Raw genomic sequence first — 3764 nt, 5'->3', positions numbered from 1 at the left:
GGAGCATCCAGACCATAAATAATGTCCCCGTTTTGAAATTCTTCAATAATTTGTTCAAACATGACCCGTCTCCAAAATAAGGGGCGATCATAATTCAACCAAATAGTAATAAAAATCCTGTTTCTCTACATGATACATTTAGCATGCTTATTATTAGGGTTTATCCCATACGCTGGGAGCGGAGAAAAAGGGGAACGGCGCAGCCTTTAGGCCAGACAAGTCTGAACTCATCCTGCGGCAGTCGGTGAGACGTATTTTTGACCAAAGAGTGATCTACATCACGGAATTTTGTGGTTGTTGCTGCTTAAAAGGGCAAATCTACCCTTAGAATCAACTGTTATATCAGGGGGATTCAGAGAGATATTAGGAATTTGCACAAGCGCACAATTTAACCACATCATGATAACGCCATGTAAAACAAAGATAAAAAAACAAAATGCAGTGACTTACATCGCAAGCAAGGCATTTTCTTATCCAATTGCTCAAAGTTTGGCCTTTCATATCGCAACGAAAATGCGTAATATACGCGCCCTTGCGGACATCAGTATGGTCATTCCTAGTTCATGCGCATCGGACACCACCAGCTTACAAATTGCCTGATTGCGGCCCCGATGGCCGGTATCACTGACCGACCATTTCGTGCCTTATGTCATGCGATGGGGGCTGGGATGGCAGTATCTGAAATGCTCTCCTCCAATCCGGAGGTGTGGCGGACGGATAAGTCACGTTTGCGTATGGTACATAACGATGAACCGGGGATCCGCGCCGTGCAAATTGCCGGTTGTGACCCCGAAGATATGGCGGCCGCTGCACGAATTAACGTGGAAAGCGGTGCGCAAATCATTGATATCAATATGGGCTGCCCGGCCAAGAAAGTGAACCGCAAACTGGCAGGTTCTGCATTACTGCAGTATCCGGATTTGGTTAAACAAATCCTGACGACCGTTGTGAATGCAGTAGATGTGCCAGTCACGTTGAAAATCCGTACTGGATGGGCACCGGAACACCGTAACTGTGTACAAATTGCCCAATTGGCTGAAGACTGTGGAATTCAGGCCCTGACAATTCATGGCCGAACCCGTGCCTGTCTCTTCAATGGAGAAGCAGAGTACGACAGTATTCGGACAGTTAAGCAGAATGTTTCCATTCCGATTATCGCGAATGGCGACATAACTGACCCGCATAAAGCCAGGGCGGTACTCGACTACACCGGAGCTGATGCTCTGATGATAGGACGTGCCGCTCAGGGGAGACCCTGGATCTTCCGGGAAATCCAGCATTATCTGGACACAGGGGAGTTGTTACCTCCACCTTCTATGGGTGAGGTTCAGCGCTTGTTAATAGGGCACGTACGGGAATTGCACGACTTTTACGGTCAAGGCAAGGGATTCCGTATCGCCCGTAAGCACGTTTCCTGGTATCTCCAGGAGCATGCCCCAAATGACCAGTTTCGGCGCTCCTTCAACGCCATAGAGGATGCCAGCGAACAGCTGGAGGCGTTGGAAGCATATTTCGAAAATCTTGCGTAACAAAAAAGAGCTGACAGAACTATGTTCGAACAACGCGTGAATTCTGACGTACTGACCGTTTCTACCGTAAACTCACAAGATCAGGTGACTCAAAAGCCTCTGCGTGACTCGGTAAAACAAGCACTTAAGGGCTATTTTGCTCAATTGAATGGTCAGGACGTGAATGACCTGTATGAGTTGGTATTGGCTGAAGTTGAACAGCCACTGTTAGACATGGTGATGCAGTATACCCGTGGCAACCAGACTCGTGCGGCCCTGATGATGGGTATCAACCGCGGTACGCTGCGTAAGAAATTGAAAAAATACGGCATGAACTGATACTAATCAGTTAAGTATTTGAAAAAAGGCGACTTTCCTTTTATGGATTAGCGCCTTTTTGTTTATACGTGATACACCAAGTGATATACGGGGTTGTGTACTAAGATATACAGCTATGAACAAACAGCGTTTCTCAAATGCCTAAGATTGGCTAAGATACAAGTTGCTATCTATTGGTTTTGACGTCTGAATGGTCACGGGTTCAACAGACACAGCAGAGTCATTTAAGATGACTTAAAAGAGAGGTGTCCATGAACGGTAAACGTTATCCCGAAGAGTTAAAACCGAAGCAGTTAAACAGGTTGTTGATCGCGGCCATTTCATCGCAAGTGTTGCCACCCGCCTTGATATCAACACGCACAGCCTCTATGCCTGGGTAAAAAGTACGGTCCTTATTCATCAGCCACTAACACGCAGTCTGATTCCCAGTCTGAGATCCGGCGGCTTCAGAAAGAACTGAAGCAGTTTACTAACGAAAGAGACATATTAAAAAAGCCGCAGAATACTTCGCAAAACTGTCCGACTGAGGTACGCCTTTATCCGCGACAACGGCCATTACTGGCCTGTTCGTCTGCTCTGTCGGGTTCTGAATGTTCATCCGAGTGGATTTTATGTCTGGCTTCAGCAGCCACATTCACCGCGTCACCAGGCAGACCAGATGCTGACCGGGCAGACCAAACAGTTCTGCCTTGAGTCAGGTTGCGTCTATGGTTATCGCAAGATCCATCTCGACCTGCGTGATACCAGGCAACAGTGCGGAGTAAACCGGGTCTGGCGGCTGATGAAGCGTGCCGCAATAAAAGCTCAGGTCGGGTACCGGAGCCCACGGGCACGCAAAGGTGAAGCCAGCATCGTGGGGCCTAACAGGCTCCAGCGGCAGTTCAATCCGGACGCACCGGATGAGCGCTGGGTAACGGACATAACCTACATCCGGCCCTACGAAGGCTGGCTGTATTAGGCCGTGCTGGTTGATTTGTTCTCCCGGAAAGTTATCGGCTGGTCAATGCAACCCCGTATGACAAAAGACATTGTTCTGAATGTATTACTTATGGCGGTGTGGCGGCATAATCCTCAAAAACAGGTACTGGTTCACTCTGATCAGGGCAGTCAATACACGAGCAATGATTGGCAGTCGTTCCTGAAATCACACGGTCTTGAAGGCAGCATGAGTCGTCGCGGTAACTGCCACGACAACGCGGTTGCTGAAAGCTTTTTCCAGCTACTGAAGCGCGAACGGATAAAGAAAAAGATCTACGGAACTCGGGAAGAAGCCCGCAGCGATATTTTTGATTACATCGGAATGTTTATAACTGTAGGCGTCAGTATGGCTCGAGCAATCACATGCCACCGGCAGAATACGAGAACCAATATTATCAATGGCTCAAAAGTTTCTAGATTATCCGTGGCGATTCAATATATTTATTTCAGGATCATCCTTGTCTAACACTGAATTGTGGTTATTGGTAACAGCAAGGAGGTGATCATGGGCAAAAATACTAATCTTTGCTATCCATTGCACTTAACATTTCCGATTAGATGATGAGCAGATTGCGTCTATGGACATAGCCACATCGATTTTTCATCCTAAAAGGTCCGGCAATGTTCATTTTGAAAATACTATATATAGTACTCGGAATTAATAACCACACAATAGGATGTGTTTTCAAATTTCCTTTTATCGAAAACCTAACTGATACGAGATAATTTTGCTTAACAATGTTAATGAGTTTGATAAAAGATTTTTATTAATCATCGAGTTTTCTGATGTTGCATCCAGTACACGACACTTTTTGAACTGTTGAACTATGAGCTAATTATGCTTTTATTAGAGAGTTAGATTACAGTTTCCTCTGTATAGTATACTATGTATTAGGATGTGGTCAGTTTGGTGCTATAATGAAAAATTATGAGTAACTT

At 45.9% G+C, this 3764-nt stretch carries 2 protein-coding genes and 1 pseudogene; all 3 read left to right on the top strand.

What is annotated here, in order from left to right; all coding sequences use genetic code 11:
• Nucleotides 1-563 precede the first annotated feature (563 nt).
• Nucleotides 564-1529 (top strand): tRNA dihydrouridine synthase DusB, encoded by a 966-nt coding sequence (gene dusB / locus J1785_RS02635; protein WP_129954769.1) that lies wholly within the window; start codon nt 564-566, stop codon nt 1527-1529.
• A gap of 21 nt (nt 1530-1550) precedes the next feature.
• Entirely contained in the window at nt 1551-1847 is a 297-nt protein-coding gene (gene fis / locus J1785_RS02630; protein ID WP_004097144.1) for a DNA-binding transcriptional regulator Fis, read from the top strand.
• Nucleotides 1848-2098: 251 nt separating this feature from the next.
• Nucleotides 2099-3242: pseudogene (locus J1785_RS02625) on the top strand (IS3 family transposase).
• Nucleotides 3243-3764 lie beyond the last annotated feature (522 nt).

The sequence above is a fragment of the Rahnella perminowiae genome, assembly GCF_019049755.1.
In the GTDB taxonomy this organism is placed as follows: domain Bacteria; phylum Pseudomonadota; class Gammaproteobacteria; order Enterobacterales; family Enterobacteriaceae; genus Rahnella; species Rahnella perminowiae.
The sequence above is the reverse complement of the archived record's forward strand: the minus strand, read 5'-3'. Positions and strand labels throughout refer to the sequence as shown.